This window comes from Trebonia sp. (assembly GCF_030042015.1).
GTDB lineage: Bacteria > Actinomycetota > Actinomycetes > Streptosporangiales > Streptosporangiaceae > Trebonia.
The window spans coordinates 23,928-41,432 of record NZ_JASIAL010000348.1; the positions used below are offsets into that span (position 1 = coordinate 23,928).

15 protein-coding genes are annotated in these 17,505 nt (G+C 71.4%); 11 read left to right on the forward strand and 4 right to left on the reverse strand.

Annotated elements, in window-relative coordinates; genetic code table 11:
* Nucleotides 1-31 precede the first annotated feature (31 nt).
* Nucleotides 32-529 carry a hypothetical protein gene (locus Q1N79_RS18890; protein WP_300610714.1) on the reverse strand — a complete coding sequence of 166 codons (498 nt, stop codon included), beginning with the start codon at nucleotides 527-529 and terminating at the stop codon, nucleotides 32-34.
* 99 nt (nucleotides 530-628) lie between these two features.
* Nucleotides 629-1,651 carry a DUF4331 family protein gene (locus Q1N79_RS18895; protein ID WP_300610716.1) on the reverse strand — a complete coding sequence of 341 codons (1,023 nt, stop codon included), beginning with the start codon at nucleotides 1,649-1,651 and terminating at the stop codon, nucleotides 629-631.
* Between the two features lie 171 nt (nucleotides 1,652-1,822).
* Between Q1N79_RS18895 and Q1N79_RS18900 the strand changes: the two genes are divergently transcribed.
* The 3 genes from Q1N79_RS18900 to thyX all read left to right on the forward strand — a co-directional run bounded on the left by Q1N79_RS18900 (nucleotide 1,823) and on the right by thyX (nucleotide 4,359).
* Nucleotides 1,823-2,584, forward strand: a complete 762-nt coding sequence (locus Q1N79_RS18900; RefSeq protein ID WP_300610718.1) for an ABC transporter ATP-binding protein — start codon at nucleotides 1,823-1,825, stop codon at nucleotides 2,582-2,584.
* Nucleotides 2,581-3,333, forward strand: a complete 753-nt coding sequence (locus Q1N79_RS18905; protein ID WP_300610720.1) for an ABC transporter permease — start codon at nucleotides 2,581-2,583, stop codon at nucleotides 3,331-3,333. Before Q1N79_RS18900 ends, Q1N79_RS18905 begins: the two co-directional genes overlap by 4 nt.
* A gap of 237 nt (nucleotides 3,334-3,570) precedes the next feature.
* Nucleotides 3,571-4,359: an FAD-dependent thymidylate synthase gene (gene thyX, locus Q1N79_RS18910; protein ID WP_300610723.1), complete on the forward strand. Its 789-nt coding sequence runs from the start codon at nucleotides 3,571-3,573 to the stop codon at nucleotides 4,357-4,359.
* Nucleotides 4,360-4,399: 40 nt separating this feature from the next.
* Here thyX and Q1N79_RS18915 read toward each other — a convergent pair whose 3' ends face one another.
* Complete coding sequence (locus tag Q1N79_RS18915; protein WP_300610726.1) at nucleotides 4,400-5,473, reverse strand: FAD-binding oxidoreductase; 1,074 nt, start codon at nucleotides 5,471-5,473, stop codon at nucleotides 4,400-4,402.
* Nucleotides 5,474-5,644: 171 nt separating this feature from the next.
* Here Q1N79_RS18915 and Q1N79_RS18920 point away from each other — a divergent pair, with 171 nt between their 5' ends.
* A complete protein-coding gene (locus tag Q1N79_RS18920; protein WP_300610728.1) occupies nucleotides 5,645-6,430 on the forward strand; it encodes a gamma-glutamyl-gamma-aminobutyrate hydrolase family protein in 786 nt (261 codons plus the stop codon).
* Here the strand turns inward: Q1N79_RS18920 and Q1N79_RS18925 are convergent.
* Nucleotides 6,405-7,307, reverse strand: coding sequence for a cytochrome c biogenesis protein CcdA (locus tag Q1N79_RS18925; RefSeq protein WP_300610730.1), 903 nt, complete (start codon nucleotides 7,305-7,307; stop codon nucleotides 6,405-6,407). The two genes, Q1N79_RS18920 and Q1N79_RS18925, sit on opposite strands and share 26 nt — an antisense overlap.
* A 101-nt stretch (nucleotides 7,308-7,408) precedes the next feature.
* On the opposite strand from Q1N79_RS18925, the gene Q1N79_RS18930 reads away from it, so the two are divergent.
* The 7 genes from Q1N79_RS18930 to Q1N79_RS18960 all read left to right on the forward strand — a co-directional run.
* A complete protein-coding gene (locus Q1N79_RS18930) occupies nucleotides 7,409-10,489 on the forward strand; it encodes a glycosyltransferase 87 family protein (RefSeq protein WP_300610732.1) in 3,081 nt (1,026 codons plus the stop codon).
* Nucleotides 10,490-10,508: 19 nt separating this feature from the next.
* Entirely contained in the window at nucleotides 10,509-12,215 is a 1,707-nt protein-coding gene (gene polX, locus Q1N79_RS18935) for a DNA polymerase/3'-5' exonuclease PolX (RefSeq protein WP_300610733.1), read from the forward strand.
* A gap of 45 nt (nucleotides 12,216-12,260) precedes the next feature.
* Nucleotides 12,261-13,457: a thiolase family protein gene (locus Q1N79_RS18940; RefSeq protein WP_300610734.1), complete on the forward strand. Its 1,197-nt coding sequence runs from the start codon at nucleotides 12,261-12,263 to the stop codon at nucleotides 13,455-13,457.
* A gap of 3 nt (nucleotides 13,458-13,460) precedes the next feature.
* A complete protein-coding gene (locus Q1N79_RS18945) occupies nucleotides 13,461-15,569 on the forward strand; it encodes a 3-hydroxyacyl-CoA dehydrogenase NAD-binding domain-containing protein (protein WP_300610736.1) in 2,109 nt (702 codons plus the stop codon).
* Between the two features lie 190 nt (nucleotides 15,570-15,759).
* Nucleotides 15,760-15,894 (forward strand): hypothetical protein, encoded by a 135-nt coding sequence (locus tag Q1N79_RS18950; RefSeq protein ID WP_300610739.1) that lies wholly within the window; start codon nucleotides 15,760-15,762, stop codon nucleotides 15,892-15,894.
* Nucleotides 15,891-16,757: an SAM-dependent methyltransferase gene (locus Q1N79_RS18955; protein ID WP_300610741.1), complete on the forward strand. Its 867-nt coding sequence runs from the start codon at nucleotides 15,891-15,893 to the stop codon at nucleotides 16,755-16,757. Before Q1N79_RS18950 ends, Q1N79_RS18955 begins: the two co-directional genes overlap by 4 nt.
* Nucleotides 16,754-17,505, forward strand: a 752-nt coding sequence (locus Q1N79_RS18960; RefSeq protein WP_300610743.1) for an SAM-dependent methyltransferase, incomplete at its 3' end; no start/stop codon positions are given. The genes Q1N79_RS18955 and Q1N79_RS18960, both read left to right, overlap by 4 nt.

The window sequence follows — 17,505 nt, forward strand, 5'->3', positions numbered from 1 at the left end:
GGAGGTCCAGAGCCGGGGCTGAGGCTCGAGCTCAGCGGACGATCTCGACGAGCAGCACCCAGGCGCCGTAGCCGGCGCCCGCGATGCCGAGCAGCGAGGCCGGCACCAGCCAGTAGAAGCCGCCGCCCCAGTGCGCCAGGAACGACAGGCCCGCCAGGGTGCCCGGGATCGTCGCCGCCGCGCTGATCGTGATCCGGGACGCCGACCACAGCAGCGGCGAGTCCGGGTGCTGCCGCCGGAACCGCAGCTGAATTCGCAGCGTGATGACCAGCAACGGCACCACGATGACCAAGATCTCCGCGCCAAGCAGCCGGACGTTCTGGGGGACCAGGGCCAGCGCGGAGCTGATCACGACGAACAGCAGGGATGCCAGCGTCTCGGCCGCCCGGGAGGGCAGCATCGAGGGGCCCTTGAGTATGTGCTCGAGGTTGATCGACACCGCGACGAACAGCAGGCCGGTCAGCGCCGCGGCGGCGCTGACTACGGCGGTGAAGAACGGCTGCCAGTCGGCAACGGTAAAGCTATGCATCAGCCGCACAATAGCGGGGCAACCGATTCGCGCGCACCGCGTGCCGACAGGTCGCGCCGCACCCTGGACGCGGTGCTGGCGGCGGCCGAACCCGGATGATCAGGCAGGCACGACGTACGGGAAGTTGCCGTCCCGCATGTCCCTGGCCACCGATGGCTTCAGCCCGGAGGGCACGGCCGTGCCGGCGACCAGGGACAGCATGACCTCGGGCGCGTTGTCGGCCAGCGTCCTGCCGTTACGGCCGGCGAACCCATAGGTCGCGGGCGTCCCGACCACGTAGGCCAGCACGTCGGGGAACAGTTCGCGGGCCACGGTCTGGCCGTAGCCGTGCGGATCGTCGCTGGTGCCGCTGGCCGCCACGACGGCGGCGACCTGGCCGGCGATGTGCCTGCCGTCGGCGTCGAAGTCCCCGGCGGGGTGCCGGGCATTGGCCGGGTTGGAGAAGTCGGTGTCGGCGGGCCAGAAGATCGGCCACATCATCGGGTGCCCGGCCCGGTTGATCTGCCGCCAGCCGCCGGCGTCGGTCGCGAGCTTGGTGGCGCACCATACGCCGGCGCGGGCCCCGGGCCGCAGCCGCGAGTGCTCGTGGGAGACCTCAAGCACGATCGATTCGACGGTCGTGCCGGCGAAGCTGTTCTTCGCCTCTTGCGGGCGCCACGCCGACAGGTCCACCGCGGCGCCCTTGGCCACGGCCCCGTTGACGATGTCCAGCAGCGACAGGTCGATGTAGAAGGAGTCGGCGGCGCGCCCGGCCCAGATCCGCGTTCCGTCGCCGATGGCGGGCTCGCCGGTGCGGCCCTGCAGCAGCAGGCCGCCGGTCGCGGCGTCCTCGCGCGCCTCGCCGGCCGCGAGGAAATGCAGCCGCAAGGGCTGGCGGCCGTCTGGCCCCGGCTCGCCGAACGACACCCGGTAGGTCACGTTCTCGAAGTCTGACTCGTCGAAGTGCACCTTGAACTCGTACCGTGCCTCCGGGTGGAAGCCCGGCTCGGCACGGGCGCCGGTGATGTCGGAGTTGACGTCCATGACGAACACCGTGCTGCCCTCGCCGGGGAAGACATACAGGTCGTCGATGTACAGCTGGCCGTTCTGGCTCGCTAGCGGCGTGTCAAGATGATGCGACATGGAGTTGCCCTTCTGTTGCTGCCGATGTCTTTGGTGTTATTGATGCTTATGAAGTTTCTTTCCTCATCGGCGGCGTCCGTACCCCTCACGCGCCCGCCAGCCCGGGGCCGCACCCGGGGACGGTGACGTCCGTCCCTGGCTTCCCGGCGCGGAATATGGGTCAATGGGCACGTGTCACCGCAGCCGTCCGCGGCTAAAGCCGTCGTGCAGGCCCACGGCCTGGTCGTCCGCAGAAGCAGCCACACGATCCTGGATGACCTGACGTTCAGCATCGCGCCCGGCCAGGTCACCGGGCTGCTCGGGCCGAGCGGATGCGGGAAGACCACGCTGATGCGCACGCTCGTCGGGGTCCAGGCGATCACCGCGGGAGACGTGACGGTGCTCGGCCTGCCCGCCGGGCACCCGCGGCTGCGGGACCGCGTCGGGTACTCGACACAGGACCCTGCCGTCTACCCCGATCTCACGCTGGCCGAGAACCTGCGCTATTTCGGCACGGTGCTCGGCCTGCGGCGGGACCGGCTGAAGGCGGCCACGAGCAAGACGATCGGGGAGCTCGACCTCAAGGGCATGGAAGACAGGCTGGTCGGCACGTTCTCCGGCGGCCAGCTTGCCCGGGTCGGCCTCGCGGTCGCCCTGCTCGGCACCCCCGACCTGCTCGTCCTCGACGAGCCGACGGTGGGCCTTGACCCGGTGCTCCGCCACGACCTGTGGCAGATGTTCCACCGCCTCGCCGACTCGGGGACGACCCTGCTGGTTTCCAGCCACGTGATGGACGAGGCGGCCAGGTGCGACTACCTGCTGTTCATGCGCGACGGCAGGTTCCTCGCCGAGGCGACATCGGCGCAGATCCGCCAGCAAACGGGCGCGGCCGACCTCGAGGCGGCGTTCCTGCAGCTCGCCACGGGCACCGGGCAGGAGGCCGCGCGGCGATGAACGGCGAGTTCGCGATCAGCTGGACGCTCACCCGGGCGACAGCGCTGCGCGTCCTCGCGCAGCTGCGGCACGATCCGCGGACGGTGGCGATGATGCTCGCGGTTCCCAGCGTGCTGATGATCCTGCTGCGGTATGTGCTCAACAACCCGGTGGCGCTCGACCGCTTCGCGCCCGTCTACATCGGCGTGTTCCCGTTCGTCATCATGTTCATCGTCGCGGCCATCACCACGCAGCGCGAGCGCGCCCGCGGCACGCTGGAACGCCTGATGGCCATGCCGCTCGGCAAGCTCGACCTGCTGGCCGGCTATGCGATCGCGTTCGGCCTGGTCGCGTGCGTCCAGGTGACCGTGGTGCTGGTCATCTCGCTGACCTGGCTCGGGGTGAGCACGCCCGGCTCGGCCGTGCCGATGGCGGTCATCGCCGTCCTCGACGCGGTCCTCGGCATGTCGCTTGGCCTGTTCGCCAGCGCCTTCGCCCGCTCGGAATTCCAGGCGGTGCAGTTCATGCCGGCGCTCGTGCTGCCGCAGGCGCTGCTGTGCGGCCTCGTCGTGGCCAGGAGCGCGATGACCCCCGTGCTGCGCTGGCTGTCGGACGTGCTGCCGCTGTCCTACGCGGTCGACGCCATGCAGCGCATCGGCGCCAGCGCCGCGTGGAGCGCCGCGGTCAGCGCGGACGTCGCCGTCATCCTCGCGTTCACCGCCGTCGCGCTGGTCGGCGGGGCGCTCACCCTCCGCCGCCGCACCCGCTGAGCCCCTAGCCCGGCAGCTCGCGCCCGGCCGCATCCTCGCGCGCCTCCGGGATGACTTAGGACCCGAGCCGCAGGTTTATTGTCCGTTTTATACACATTTCTGTCTGCCGCTCGGGTCCTATCTTGCGCCGGGGCGTCCGGATAGTGAGACAACAGGTCAGACCGCGCGGCGCGCGTGCCACGCGCGGCGCGGGCTCTTGCCGGGAATTCTCCGTGCTCAGCAGGTAGGGTGCCGGGTATGCGCAACGTTGAGCCCGAGGTGTTCCTGGTCGCGCGGCCGCAGGTCGACTACGAGGCGCTCGCCGCCTACCTGCGCGAGGTCGGCGGGGAAAGCTGGCTGGAGCGGCTGGACCGCGACCAGCTCGGCAACGACGCGCAGAACCTCGTCGAGTTCGCCGGCAAGATCTGCTACCGCTCCTGGGAGCCGGGCCTGAACCCGAACGTCCGCCGCGTCCGCGACGACCAGGTCAGGTACCTGGAGAACATCCTGCGCAGCGGCCACGGGTCCGTCCTTGAGCACGTCAGCTTCACGTTCGTGCTGCACAACGTGAGCAGGGTCTTCACCCATGAGGTGATCAGGCACCGTCCGGGAACGGCCATCTCGCAAGAGTCGCTGCGGTTCGTTCGGCTCGATGAATTGCCTTTCTGGTTCCCCGCCTGGGCCAGGGAGGACCCGGAGCTCATGAAGCGGGCCACGGCGCTGCTCGCGGAAATGGAGGCATTCCAGCAATGGATGTCCGAGCACTTCGGGCTGGATGACGACGGCGTGCCGATGCACGAGAAAAAGCACAAGACCTCGTTCATGCGCCGCTTCGCCCCCGACGGGGTGGCGACAGGCCTGGTATGGACCGCGAACATCCGGGCGCTTCGGCACACGATTGAAATGCGCACCGACCCAGGGGCCGAGGAGGAAATCCGCCTGGTGTTCGGGAAAATCGGGGAGATAATGCGCGCGGAGGCGCCGGCGCTGTTCGGCGATTACCAGGTCACGGACGGCGCCTGGGTGCCCGGCTGGCGGAAGGTCTAGGACGCTCGATCGGGGCGGCCGGGGCGCCCTGGGCGGCCGGTCACGGGAGCGGCTCGTCCGGCAGGTCGTAGTGCAGCAGCCCGGCTGGCACGCCAAGCGCGCGCAGCGCCGCGACCGTCTCGACGATCATCTGGTCCGGGCCGCTGACGTACACCTCCCGGTCCTTCCAGTCGGCGTGCGCCGCCAGCAGGGGGATCGCGCCGTGCCTGGTGCCCCCGGCCCTTTCCTGTGACGTCGCCGGGATCACCTGCAGCCACGGGAAATCCAGCTCCATCTGGCGCAGCGCGGGCAGGTCGTACAACTCGGACTCGGTCCTGGCGCCGTGGTAGAGCACGATGTCCCGCCGCTGGCGGGTGCCTGTGACGGCCTCGGCGATGGCCTTCAGCGGGGCGAGCCCCGTGCCGCCGGCCAGGCAGAGCACGGGGCGCTGCGATTCGGTGTCCGCGGTCATCTGGCCTTCGGCCCGGCCGAGCAGCAGGATGTCGCCCGTGCGCAGGTGGTGTACCAGCGTGGTGCTGACGAGCCCCCCGGCGATCGCGCGCACGTGCAGCGTGAGCGAGCCGTCCGGGCGGGGCGCGTTGGCGATCGAGTAGTTGCGCCACAGCCGCGGCCAGCGCGGCGTCTGCACGGAAAGGTGCTGGCCGGCCAGGTAAGGGAACGGTTCCGACGGCTGCACGGTCAGCACGGCGACCTGCGGGGTGCGCAGCTGGTGGCCGGTGACCTCGGCGGTCCACCAGGCGGGTGCGTGCGCGGCGTCCTCCTCGGCCGCGGCGATCATGATCTCGGCGGCGCGGTCGACCGCGGCCTCCCAGTCCTGGTTGCCCGCGTCCTTGCCGGGGGGCGTGAACCTGTCCGCCGTTACCCGCAGCGCGGACCGGACCGCCGGGTAGTGGTCTTTGCGCACCCCGAACTTGCGGTGCGCGCGGCCGAGCGCGCTGAGATAAGCGGTCAGCCCGTCGTCGTCATCCGCCGTCCCGCTGACCATTTCCGGAGGCATTGCCGCGATCTGGCGTAGCGCTGCGTAAAGACGCTGTCGCTGAGTGTGCATATCGGCCGGAAACATGGCACTGATCTCTGGTTCTGCGGAAAACAGATGTGCATAGAAATAACCCATCGCCGCATCGCAGACAGCCTCGTTCAGGAAGAATGGCGGTGTGCCCGGGGCGGGGGTCCCTGACCCGTCGGACTGTTGCGTCACAGCGCTCAGTGTTGCACCCACGGCAGAGTGTCACAAGAGAATCCGGCATGACGGGATAGGCATAGCGTGATTGGCGAGGAGGGCGAGATGGGCCGTCCGATCATCGGTATCACGAGCGAGCTCGAAGCGGCTCACTGGGGAGACTGGATACGGGAGGCCGTGATCTCGCCTGTCAGCTATACGCGCGCCGTCGAGCGGGCGGGAGGGGCGCCCGTCGTGCTGCCGCCGGTGCCCCCGGACTCGGTCCGCGACTTCGTGGCCGGGCTGCACGGGCTGGTCTTCGCCGGGGGCAGGGATCTTGACCCCGCGCTGTACCAGCAGCAGCGGCTGGACGAGACCGACCTGCCCGAGCACCGCAGGGACCGGTTCGAGCTCGTGCTGATGCGCACGGCGATCGAGGCCGGGCTGCCGTTCCTAGCGATCGGCCGCGGCCTGCACGTGCTTGCCGTGGCGCGCGGCGGCGCGCTGACCCAGCACCTGCCCGACCACCGCCCCGACCGGGCGCGCTACCTGCCGCACCAGGTGCGGCTGTCCGATGACAGCCTGCTCGGCCGCCTGCTCGGCACGCAGGGCGAGGTGCCCGCCGCGCACCACCAGGCGCCGAGCCGGATCGGCGAGGGGCTGGTCGTGGCCGGGTGGTCACCGGACGACGAGGTGGTCGAGGCGCTTGAGGTGGCGGGCCATCCGTTCGGCGTCGGCGTCCACTGGCACCCAGAAGAGGGCGACGACCCGCGCCTGATGGCCGCGCTCGTCGAGGCGGCGAGCCAGCGCGCCGCACCGCCGGCACAGCCGCAGGGACAGGCCCAGCAGGGAAAGCACCAGCAGCAAAAACAGCCGCAGCAGAAGGCTAGAGCGGCAGCTCGTAGCCGCTGAACCAGTGCGCGCGCACCCAGTTGATCGCCGACGTCCACGCCCCGGTCACCTCGAGGACCCCGACGACGATCAGCAGGGCGCCGCCGATGCGGCTGACCGTCCGCGCGTTGCGGCGGAAGAACCCGAGCACGTTCACCACCCGCTGGAACGCCACGGCGACGATGAGGAACGGGATGCCGAGGCCGAGCCCGTAGATGAACGCGAGGAACGCGCCGCGGGCCGCGGTGCCCGACGAAGCGGACAGCGCCAGGACGGCGGTCAGCGTCGGGCCGATGCACGGCGACCAGCCGATGCCGAACAGCACGCCGAGCAGCGGCGCGCCGGCCAGCCCCGCCTGCGGCCGGAACGACGGGCGGACGATCCGCCCCGCGAGGCTGAAGCGGTCGAACGCGCCCGCGAACAGCAGGCCGAGCAGGATCGTGATGCCCCCGAGCACCTGGGTCAGGCCCGTCTCATGGGCGCGGAGCATGTGACCGAGCCAGCCGACCGCCATGCCGTACGAGGCGAAGACGAGCGAGAACCCGAGCACGAACAGGGCGGTCCCGGCGACCGCCCGGCCCCTGGACGGCGCCGCCGGCCCGGCCGCGGCGGTCCTGGTCTGGGTGGTGGTGACCCCGCCACCGCCAGCCGAGCCCGAGCCCGACCCCGAGCCCGTGCCGATGCCCGCGACGGCGACGGCGCCTTCGGCAGCCCCGTCCGCGCCGGCGCCGGCCGCCCCAACCCCGGCGCCCGCCCCGGACATTCCCGTGATGTACGCCAGGTAGCCGGGGACGAGCGGCAGGCAGCACGGGGAAAGGAACGTCACCGCGCCCGCCGCGGCGGCGACCGGCATCGCCAGGATCAGCGGCCCGGACGTCACCAGGTGTTGGATGCTCATCCCCGCGGCTTGCCGGCGGTCGGCGTTGACATGGCACAAGTATGACCGACATCGGACCGCACGCGCCGAACGCCTCCGGCTGAACCGATATGGTTACCGGTGTGAATTCGGTCGCTGTCAGGCCCCCGGGTAGCCGGCTGGTGCGGGCCGGCGCCATCGCCTTCCTCGCCGTGGTGATCAGCTGGGTCGCCTACGCGGTGATCAGCGGGAAGGGCGGCGCGCTCGACACGGTGGACCTGACCGTGTACCGGGACGGCGGGCTGATCGTCAGGCACATCCGCCCGTACTACGACCCGCACGACGCCGCGCCGCTCTACGACTGGGGCGGCTACAGCTCGCTCGCGCTCAAGTTCACCTACCCGCCGTTCGCCGCTGTCGCGTTCGCGCTGGTCTCCTACATCCCGTGGGCGCCGCTGTGGGTGGCCTCTGTGATCGTGAACATGGTCTCGCTGGTGGCGGCGCTGTGGTTCACGTTCGGCGGCCTCGGCTACACCGACCGCCGGGTGCGGCTCGGCGCGACGCTGGTCGCGGCGGCGGTCACGTTCTGGCTGCAGCCGGTGGTGCGCACGATCTACCTGGGCCAGATCAACCTGATCCTGATGGCGGCGATCATCTGGGACATGTGCCAGCCCCGCGAGGGCCGGTGGTGGAAGGGGGCGGCGACCGGCGTCGCCGCCGGCATCAAGCTCACCCCGCTGGTCTTCGTCCCGTTCCTGCTGGTCACGAGGAAGTTCCGCGAGGCGGCCGTGACAACGGGCGCTTTCCTGGCCACCGTGCTCGTCGGGTGGGCGTTCCTGCCCGGCGACTCGGACAAGTGGTGGCTGCAGGGATTGATGTTCTCCGACGGCAACCGGACCGGGTTCACCGGCTGGGCGGGCAACCAGTCGCTGCGCGCCCTGATCACCCGGCTGAGCGGGAGCATCGACGCGGGCACCAGGCCATGGCTCGCCGCCGCGGCGGTGGCGCTCGTGCTCGGCATCCTGGCCGCGTACCTGCTCGAGCGGGCCGGCTACCACGTGCCCGCGATCCTGGCGACCGCGCTGACCGGCCTGCTGATCTCGCCGATCAGCTGGGACCACCACTGGGTCTGGGTCGCCCCGGGCGTCGCGGTCGCCGGGCACTACGCCATCCGGGCCTGGCGGACCGCGCATTCGGCCGCCGGCCGGTGGCGCGCCCGCGGGATCGGCGCGCTGGCCGTCGGCATGATCTTCATGTTCGCCGCCTGGCCGGACGCGATCTGGGAGCACGCGCGAAACCTCGGCAAGTTCTCGCTCGGCTTCCTGTGGGCGCCTCCGAATACCACTCCCCTCCTGTTCAGCAAGTACGGCGATCAGCCGTGGTACGTCGAATACCACTGGCACGGCTTCCAATTGCTCTGGGGCAACGCCTACATCCTGTCCGGCATGGCCCTGCTCCTGATCCTGCTCGGCATCGGATTCAGCCTCAGGCGCACCGCCCCCGCACCGCCGGCCGCCGAGCCATCCTCCCTGCCCGCATCCGTTTTCTTATCCCGAACGGACCGGCCCGGCTGTCCCGGCAAAAGGGGCATTCCGCTTGACTGCCCGGCGCGGGCGCTGCGACGATTTCCGCCAATGCGCACGGCGTTAAATGCGGCGTTCAAGGGCGGGGTCCGAATGCGTTACCTGGGGGCAATGGCGCTCCTGCTGGCCTCTATTGCCTGCTTGGCTTTCTTTGCCGGCGGGCGGGCCTGGGCCGCGGGGACGGCGTCCCCGAGTGCGCCCGCGCCGCTCGGCGGGCCGTCAGGGGAGAAACTCACCCAGGTGGCCGCCGACACCTGGACGACCACGGTGTACCTGGACACCAGGGCGCTGTGCCTGGGAAAGACCGACTTCGACCTGCTGACCGGCACCCCGGACACTGACACGCGCGACACGGCGCCGCAGTACGTCGGCGGGCTGGCGTGCGGCGCGAAGGCGGTCGCCGCGCACCCGGTCACCGAAGTGGTGCTCAGCTTCACCCCGGATCCCCCGCTGCCGGAGGTTCCCGAGTCGGCCACGCTGGCGGTCACGCCGCCGCTTGCCGCGCTGGACCTGGGCGCCCCGCCGCTCGAGCTCACGCTCAGCGTGCGCCGCGCGGTCTCGGCGTTCCAGTACGCGTGGATTCCCGTGGGCTGCGGCGTCGGGCTCGCCGCGGCGCTCGTCGGGATCACCATGCTGCTCGGCGTACCGCGGCCGAACGGCAGGCGGGTGCACATGCACCGGGTCGCCTTCTGGCGGATGCCGCTGTACGCGTCGTCGGCCTGGACGTTCGGCGACAGCTGGGCGACGAACATCACCGCGGTGGGCGCCGTGGTCGGCACCGTGCTCACCGCATCCGGCACCGTCGGCGAACTGCTGCCCGGGCTCGAACTCGGCCGGTTCAGCCTGCTGATCGCGCTCGCGGGCGGGATCACGGTGGTCGCGCCGATGCTGTTCGGCGTGCTGAACTACCGGTACAGCAGGCAGGACCCGGCCACCGCGGGGATGGTGGCGATCTGCCTGCCGCCAGAAACCTCCCCCGGCGACCCCGGCGTCAAGATCGGCGTGCCCGCCGGCGGGAGCATCGCCGTGCCCGGGCAGCCCAGCCTGACCGCTCCCGCGGGCGCGATGCTCACCGTGTCCGCGGGCACGCCCGGCACGGGCGGGGTCAGCCAGCGGGCGCTCGTCTTTCCCGGCGGCACCGACATCGCGGTGACCCCCGGCCAGCGGGTCATGCTCAGCGTGTCAGGTAGCGTCACGGCCGACCTCGTGGTCCCGACGGGCGCGGCGATCTCGTTCCTCGGCCAGGCCAGCGTCGGCGTGCCGGGAGGCGCCGACGTGGAGGCAGCGGCCGAGACGCCGGCGGGCGAGCCTGCCAAGGCGCGTCGCAAGCCAGCGAAGAACTATCCGCGCGAGTTCCTCATTCCGCGCAGCGACGAGGTCGTCGCGGCGCAGATGTGGTCGATGCTGGCCGCGTCGTGCCTGACGGTGTTCGGGATCGGGGCCGAGATCGGCGTCATCGGCTGGGTGCTCGGCTACGACCTGATCGTCGCGCCGCAGTGGGCGCGGGTGGCCAGCGTGCTCGTCGCGGCCGCGGCGGCGGCGCTGGTCCTCGGCTACGGCGTCTCCGCGATCCGCGCGCTGGCCGACACGCGGGAGGGGACCACCCTCAGCGGCGCCCGGGGGTCGTCGTTCATGCTCTGACCGGCGGACAATGGCTGTCATGGCGAGTTCTAACGAGGCCGTGGCGTCGCTGCTGCGGGAGTACGCCGAACTGCTGGCGATCACCGGCGGCGACCCGTTCCGCGCGCGGAACTACGAGAAGGCCGCGAAGGCGGTCGCCGGCCACCCGCGGGACACCGGCGTGATGAGCGAGGCCGCGCTCACCACGATCCCCGGCGTCGGCAAGTCGATCGCGGCCAAGATCGCCGAGTACCAGCGCCATGGCACGTTCGCGGCCCTGGAGGACCTGCGGGCCCGCATCCCGCCGGGGGTCCGCGACCTCACCCGGGTGCCGGGCCTCGGGCCGAAGCGGGCGCTGCAGCTCAGCGCCGAACTCGGCGTTGGTTCGGTCGCGGAGCTGCGCGAGGCGGTCGCGGCCGGACGGCTGCGCGACCTCGGCGGGTTCGGCGCCAAGAGCGAGGAGCGCATCCTGCGCGGCCTCAGCGTGCTGACCCAGGGCCGGGTGCTGGTCAACGTCGCGATGGGCGCGGCGACCGAGATCGTCGCCGCGCTGGCGCCGCGGTGCGAGCGGGTTGCGTACGCCGGCTCGCTGCGCCGGATGCGGGAGACGATCGGCGACGTCGACATCCTCGCGACCGCGGCCGACGAGGCGGCCGCCGGGCGGATCACGGACGCGTTCCGGGCACTCGGCGGCGCCGAGGTCATCGTCTCCGGCCCGACCAAGACCTCGATCAGGACAGACCGCGACCTCCAGGTCGACCTGCGCGTGGTCAGGCCGCAGTGCTGGGGCGCCGCGCTGCAGTACTTCACCGGCTCGCAGGCGCACAACGTCGCCGTACGCCAGATCGCGGTGCGACAGGGCCGCAAGCTCTCCGAGTACGGCCTGTTCCAGGACGACACGGTCATCGCGAGCGGAACCGAGGAGGCCATCTACGCGGCGCTGGGCATGGACTGGGTCCCGCCGCCGATGCGCGAGGACACCGGCGAGGTCGAAGCCGCGCTGCGAAGACAGACGCCACGGCTCGTTCTGGATGAAGATCTTCGCGGGGACCTGCACACGCACACCAATCTCACAGACGGTGTGGCGAGCCTGGAAGAGATGATCGCGGCCGCGGAGAAAAAGGGCTACGACTATTACGCGGTCACCGACCACGCGCCGAACCTGGTCATGCAGCGGATGACCGACGAGAAGATGCTGGCCCAGCGCGCGCGCCTGGCCGCGATCAGCTCAGGTATGACGCTGCTGCACGGCACGGAGCTGAATATCGCGCCGGACGGCTCGGTGGACTGGGGGCCGGATTTCCTGGCGGGCTTCGACATCTGCGTCGCGTCGGTCCACTCCCACTTCGACCAGGACCGCAAGGAGATGACCAGGCGGTTGATCGCGGCCTGCGAGAACCCGTACGTGAACGTCATCGGCCACCCGCTGACCCGCAAGATCGGCCGCAGGCCGCCCGTCGACGTGGACGTGGGCGAGCTGTTCCTGGCGTGCGCGCGCACCGGCACCGCCCTGGAGGTCAACGCCTCGCCGGAGCGGCTCGACCTGCCAGGCGAGCACATCAGGGCGGCTCGGGACGCGGGATGCAAGTTCGCGATCGACACGGACGCGCACTCGGTCACCCACCTGGACAACATGAAGTACGGCGTCGGGACCGCCCAGCGCGGCTGGCTCACCCCGGACGACGTGATCAACGCGTGGCCGCTGGAGCGGCTGCTGGAATTCCTGCGCAAGGGGCGCCGGTTATAGTTACTGACGAGTAGCATAAGGCCAGGCGCACAGGAGGAGCAGCCGATGCGGGCACGCGATGTGGTCTTCGTCGACGGCGTACGCACGCCGTTCGGCAAGTCAGGGCCGACGGGCATCTACGCGCACGTACGGGCCGACGACCTGGTGGTCCGGGTGATCAGGGAACTGCTGCGGCGCAATCCCACCCTGCCCAAGGACCGGATCGGCGAGGTCGCGATCGCGGCCACCACGCAGATCGGCGACCAGGGGCTGACGATCGGGCGCACCGCCGCGATCCTCGCGGGCCTGCCGCAGACGGTGCCCGGCTTCGCGATCGACCGCATGTGCGCGGGCGCGATGACCGCGGTGACCGCCGTGGCGGGGGAGGTCGCGCTTGGCGCGGTCGACGTCGCGATCGCGGGCGGCGTCGAGCACATGGGCAGGCACCCGATGGGCGAGGGCGTCGACCCGAACCCGCGGTTCGTCTCCGAGCAGCTCGTCGACTCCTCGGCGCTGTCGATGGGCATGACGGCGGAGAACCTGCACGACCGGTTCCCCGCGATCACGAAGGCCCGCGCCGATGAGTACGCCGCCGCGAGCCAGCGCAAGCTCGCGCAGGCCTACACGGCGGGCAAGATCCAGCCCGACCTGGTGCCGATGGCGATCAGGACGCCGGCTGGTGCTGGCGAGCAGGAACTCGGCTGGGGCTGGGCGACGACGGACGAGCCGCCGCGCCCGGACACCACGGCGCAGGCCCTGGCCGGGCTGAAGACGCCATTCCGGCCCCACGGCCGGGTAACCGCCGGCAACTCCTCGGGGATCAACGACGGGGCCACCGGCTGCGTGATCGCGGCCGAGGAGGTCGCCCGTGAGCTTGGCCTGACCGCGAAGATGCGGCTGGTGGACTTCTCGTTCGCGGGCGTCGGGCCCGAGGTGATGGGCATCGGCCCGGTGCCCGCCACCGAGACGCTGCTGGCCAGGAACAACCTGACCATGGACGACATCGGGCTGATCGAGATCAACGAGGCGTTCGCCGTGCAGGTGCTCGCCTTCCTCGACCACTTCAAGATCGACGGCGACGACCCGCGCGTGAACCCGTGGGGCGGGGCGATCGCGCTCGGCCACCCGCTCGCCTCCTCGGGGGTCCGGCTGATGATCCAGCTCGCCCGCGAGTTCGCCGAGCACCCGGATGTCAGGTACGGGCTGACGACGATGTGCGTGGGACTTGGCATGGGCGGCACGGTGCTGTGGGAGAGGAGCTAGGAAATGACCACGATCCCGAACGGTCCCGGCTTGCTCCTCCTGGAGAACGACTACCCGGATGAGGTGGTCACCCGGGCGATCGTCCGCGACGTGGACCTGGGCGCTGTCGCGCCCGGCGCCGGCGTGCTCGCGCTGGTCACGCTCGATAACGGGCACGACCACACCAAGCCGAACACGTTCGGGGTCCGCGGCCTGCTGTCGCTGAACGCGGCCCTGGACGATCTCGCCGCGCGCGCTGCGCGCGGCGAGATCGCCGCCGTCGGCGTCACCGGCAAGCCGTTCGTCCTCGCCGCCGGCGCGGACCTGGACGGCGCGGCGCTGGCCGACACCCGGGAGAAGGCGCTGGCCATCGGACGGCTCGGGCACGCGGTGTTCCGCCGGCTCGGCGAGCTCGGCGTGCCGTCGTTCTGCTTCATCAACGGGGTGGCGCTCGGCGGCGGGCTCGAGGTCGCGCTGCACTGCGCCTACCGGACGATCTCCTCGGGCGCCGGCATGGTCGCCCTGCCCGAGTGCTTCCTCGGCCTGGTCCCCGGCTGGGGCGGCACCTACCTGCTGCCGCGGCTGATCGGGCCCGCCGCCGCGCTGAAGGTGATCATCGAGAACCCGCTGTCGCAGAACAAGATGCTGCGCGGCCCCGAGGCGTTCGGGCTCGGCATCGCCGACGCGATGTTCGAGCCCGCGGACTTCCTCGAGGAGTCGCTGCGCTGGGCGGCCGGGGTGCTCACCGGGTCGGCGACGGTGCCGCGTTCCTCGCCGGCATCCGCGGCGGACTGGGACGCGGCGGTTGCCGCCGCGCGGTTCTTCACCGACGGCAAGCTGCACGGCGCGGCCCCGGCGCCGTACCGGGCGCTTGAGCTGGTCGCCGGGGCGCGGACCAGGACCCGCGACGAGGGGTTCGCGGCCGAGGACGAGGCGCTGGCCGACCTGCTGCTCAGCGACGAGCTGCGCGCCGGGCTGTACGCCTTCGACCTCGTCCAGAAGCGGGCGAAGCGGCCGGCCGGGGCGCCGGACCGTTCGCTGGCCAGGCCTGTCACCAAGGTGGGGGTGGCGGGCGCCGGGCTGATGGCCGCGCAGATCGCGCTGCTTTTCGTCCGGCGGCTGCAGGTTCCCGTGGTGCTGACCGACCTGGACCAGGCCCGGGTGGACTCCGGCGTGGGGTACGTGCACGCGGAGATCGACAGGCAGCTCAGCCGCGGGCGCCTCTCGCCCGACGCGGCCAGCCGGCAGAAGGCGCTGGTGACCGGCTCGGTCTCGAAGGACGGCTTCGCCGACGCCGACTTCGTCATCGAGGCGGTCTTTGAGGAGCTTTCGGTCAAGAAGCAGGTGTTCGCCGAACTCGAGGCCGTGGTCCGGCCGGACTGCGTGCTCGCCACCAACACGTCGTCGCTGTCGGTGACCGCGATGGCCGCCGGCCTGGCCCACCCCGGGCGGGTGGTCGGCTTCCACTTCTTCAACCCCGTCGCGGTGCTGCCGCTGGTGGAGGTCGTCCGCGGCGCCTCGACCGACGACGCGGCCGTCGCGACCGCGCTCGCGGTCGGCGCCACGCTGAAGAAGAACTGCGTGATCGTCGCCGACCGGCCGGCGTTCGTGGTGAACCGGCTGCTGACCCGGTTCCTCGGCGAGTTCATCGCCGCGGTCGACGAGGGGACCCCGTTCGAGGTCGCCGAGCACGCCGCCGACCCGCTCGGCCTGCCGATGACCCCGTTCCTGCTGCTGCAGCTCGTCGGGCCCGCGGTCGCGCTGCACGTGGCGGAGACCCTGGCGGCCGCGTTCCCCGACCGTTTCGCCGTGTCGCCGAAGCTGCGCGCGCTGGTGGCGACCGGCAAGACCGCGGTCTACCGGCCGGACTTCTCCGTCGACCCGGACGTGCTCGCACTGCTCGCCGGCGGCGGGCACCCGTCGGCCGGCCCGGAGGTTCTCGCGCGGGCGCTGGAGGGGCTGGCCCAGGAGATCAAGATCATGCTCGACGAGGGCGTGGTCGCCGCGGCCGAGGACATCGACCTGTGCATGATCCTCGGCGCGGGCTGGCCGTTCCACCTGGGCGGCATCACGCCGTACCTGGACCGGACCGGGATCGCGGCCAAGGTCAACGGGGCGCAGTTCCACGGCTAGCACGGCCCTGGCGCTTCAGTCGGTGTCACCCGAGCCGATCTGTGATAAAAATGGTCCCATGCGGTATCTGTGAGTGATGCCGCGATTGCGTAGGCAACACGGCGGGCGCCGCGGTGCCGGCGTTGTACGGCGCCCTGGTGGCCCGTGCTGCGCCCTAGCCGCACGCGAAGCCATGCGGGGGGTGATGCGGGTGATAGACGACTGGAGGAAGGACGGGACGCGCCGGGCGAAGGCGGCGCTGATCGGCGACCACGGCGCCGACCGGCGCCGCCGCGATGCTGCCCGCCGCGCGTGCCTTCCGACAGCGATGGGATCGCTCGCGTGACGGCTGACTGGCGGCGCGATGAGGCACGCAGGGAAGAGGCCGCGCTGGTCGACGCGACGGTGCCGAACGCCGCCCGGGTCGCGGACTACCTTGATGGCGGCAAGGACAACTTCGAGGCCGACAGGAAGGCCGCCAGGTCGCTGGTCGCGGCGGCCCCCATCATCGGCCTGATCGCGCCCGCGTGGCGCGCTTTTCACCAGCGGGCGGTGCGGTACCTGGTACGCGAGGCTGGCGTGCGCCAGTTCATCTACGTCGGCGTGAGCCTGGCCGCGTCGAACGACACGAACGAGATCGTGTGGTCCGCTGACCCGCGGTGCCGCATCGTGTTCGCCGACAACGACCCCCTGGTGCTCGCTCATGCGCGGGCGCTCATGCGGCCCGTGCCCGACCGCGGCGCCGGCTCCCCACACGGCGCCACCGGCTACGTCGACGCTGACGTCAGCGAACCGGGCGCGATCGTGGCAGGCGCCAGGGAAACGCTGGACTTCGGCCAGCCGGTCGCGGTCATGCTGATGTTCATCCTGGCCTTCATCGAGGACACCGCCACGGCCGCGGGCATCGTGTCCTCGCTGGCAGGCGCGCTGCCGCCGGGCAGCCACGTGGTGATCCACCACATAGCGAGCGAGCTGAACCCCGCGCTTGAGATGGCCGCCCGCCGGTGGAACCAGATGTCGGAGCAGCAGATCACGCTCCGCTCCAAGGATGAGGTCGCCAGCCTGGTGGCGGGCCTGGAACTGGTCTCGCCCGGCCTGGTGCCGATCGGCGAATGGCGCCACGGACGGCACGACCCGCATTTCGAAGAGGTGATCCCGATGCACGCCGTGGTCGCGAGAAAGCCCATAGCACAAAGGGGACCCAGGTGAGCGATGACTGGCGAGATGAGGCGACACGGCGGGCGAAGGCTGAGCTGATCGACACCACGGTGCCGAATATCGCGCGGGCCGCCAACTACCTGGGCGGCGGCCGGGACAACTTCGAGGCCGACCGGAAGGCGATGCGGGCCATGATCGCGGTCGCGCCAGTCGTCGCTGCGATCGTGCCCGCCGTGCGCGCCTTCCACCAGCGCGCGGTGCGGTACCTGGCCGACGAGGCCGGGGTCAGGCAGTTCCTCGACGTCGGGCCGGGCCTGGCGACGTCGGGGCGCACGCACGAGGTCGCGCAGTCCGTGGACCCGCGCTGCCGCATCGTCTACGCGAGCAGCGACCCGATGGTGCTCACCCATGCCAGGGCACTGACGAAGTCCACGCCGGCTGGCACCATCGACTGCGTGGACGCGCACATTCGCGACCCCCGAGCGGTGGTGGCCGGCGCCCGGCGGACGCTGGACTTCGGCCAGCCGGTCGCGGTCTTGCTGCTGTCCACGTCCACGCTGTCGTTCATCGCCGACACCGGGGCGGCCGCCGCCCAGGTGTCCGCGCTGGTGACTGCGGTCCCGTCCGGCAGCTACATCGCCGTCTACCACCAGGCCAGCGACCTGCACCCCGCGATGCGGGCGGCCGCGCGCCGGTGGAACCACCTCTCGCGCCAGCAGGTCACCCACCGGTCCCGCCCGGAGGTCGCCAGCCTCGTCGACGGCCTTGAGCTCGTCCCGCCGGGACTCGTGCCCGTGTG

Coding starts and splice junctions, on each gene's coding strand:
- Q1N79_RS18940 (WP_300610734.1), top strand. CDS start 12,261: ATGCGGGCACGCGATGTGGTCTTCGTCGACGGCGTACGCACGCCGTTC.
- thyX (WP_300610723.1), top strand. CDS start 3,571: ATGCGCAACGTTGAGCCCGAGGTGTTCCTGGTCGCGCGGCCGCAGGTC.
- polX (WP_300610733.1), top strand. CDS start 10,509: ATGGCGAGTTCTAACGAGGCCGTGGCGTCGCTGCTGCGGGAGTACGCC.
- Q1N79_RS18915 (WP_300610726.1), bottom strand. CDS start 5,473: ATGGGTTATTTCTATGCACATCTGTTTTCCGCAGAACCAGAGATCAGT.
- Q1N79_RS18905 (WP_300610720.1), top strand. CDS start 2,581: ATGAACGGCGAGTTCGCGATCAGCTGGACGCTCACCCGGGCGACAGCG.
- Q1N79_RS18925 (WP_300610730.1), bottom strand. CDS start 7,307: ATGAGCATCCAACACCTGGTGACGTCCGGGCCGCTGATCCTGGCGATG.
- Q1N79_RS18895 (WP_300610716.1), bottom strand. CDS start 1,651: ATGTCGCATCATCTTGACACGCCGCTAGCGAGCCAGAACGGCCAGCTG.
- Q1N79_RS18890 (WP_300610714.1), bottom strand. CDS start 529: ATGCATAGCTTTACCGTTGCCGACTGGCAGCCGTTCTTCACCGCCGTA.
- Q1N79_RS18945 (WP_300610736.1), top strand. CDS start 13,461: ATGACCACGATCCCGAACGGTCCCGGCTTGCTCCTCCTGGAGAACGAC.
- Q1N79_RS18920 (WP_300610728.1), top strand. CDS start 5,645: ATGGGCCGTCCGATCATCGGTATCACGAGCGAGCTCGAAGCGGCTCAC.